Origin of the sequence: Aquimarina aggregata (assembly GCF_001632745.1) — a bacterium.
Classification (GTDB): Bacteria; Bacteroidota; Bacteroidia; order Flavobacteriales; family Flavobacteriaceae; genus Aquimarina; species Aquimarina aggregata.
The window spans coordinates 1-908 of the sequence record NZ_LQRT01000051.1; the positions used below are offsets into that span (position 1 = coordinate 1).

The following is a 908-nucleotide window of genomic DNA, read 5'->3' on the forward strand; positions in this document are numbered from 1 at the left end:
AACGTTAGATGTATGTTTTTGTTTGGTGATAATCGTTTGCGAAGCGATAGCGGAGATAAACTATTTGCCAAATGAAATATACATAGTGTTAGCAGAAGTTTAAATTCGTTTCATGATTTCATATTCAGTTTTTGCCATATTAACGATTAAAGAATAACCTTTTGGAATATCCGTAGATTCTTCAAAAAACTTTTCCATATTTTTTATTGCTATTTCAGAACTTTTCATGTCATTATTCATTAAGTGAAATTCACTCAAATATAGATAACCGTATAATTTATTAGTATTTTTATCATTGGAATTTAGTAATTTGTCAATAAGAGGTTTAATAAATTTATCATTCTCTAAGTTATCATCAAACAAATAATAATCAATTAGTTCATAAGTCTCTCCTTTTTTCTTTTCAGATTCTTTTTTCTTAGAGTATAAGTCCTTTCTATACACTAATTTTTCGCCTTTTATAAAATACCATCTGGCCAATTGGTCTTTTGAATCAGGTTTATGTTCAAACTTTCTAGTTGCATTGCTAAAATTGGTCAGCATGATGAACATTTTCCCATTTTTTTCATGTTCTTTGAAAAAATATGCAATCCTTGCATCAGAAGGCTTGTCTATTTTGTATTCAACGTTAACTTTTTCTTTTTCCGTAACGCCATCATATACTTGTTTTAATATCAAAGCCATGTCATCATATGATAATTGTTTGTAGAGTTCTGTCATGAAGAAAGAATCAGCAAATGTATGATGAACAAAATAAAATTTATTAATCCCCAGTTGGTGTTTTGAATTTTCATTTTCCCGAAATATGTTATAGTCTTTTTGAGCTGATGTAGTTGCTACAAATAAGATAAATAAGAGACTTAACAATAGTTTATTCATGCTATGTTTTTAAAATTTGTGCTAACGTT

The 908-nt window shown here is 27.9% G+C and carries 1 protein-coding gene; it reads right to left on the bottom strand.

The window, feature by feature from the left end:
* Positions 1-99 precede the first annotated feature (99 nt).
* The gene (locus AWE51_RS23320; RefSeq protein ID WP_066319024.1) at positions 100-879 is read right to left on the bottom strand and encodes a hypothetical protein; all 780 of its coding nucleotides are present in this window, start codon (positions 877-879) and stop codon (positions 100-102) included.
* Positions 880-908: the final 29 nt, after the last annotated feature.

What these genes read in the sequence shown, in the direction of transcription:
- AWE51_RS23320 (WP_066319024.1), bottom strand. Translation starts at nt 879, where the DNA reads ATGAATAAACTATTGTTAAGTCTCTTATTTATCTTATTTGTAGCAACT.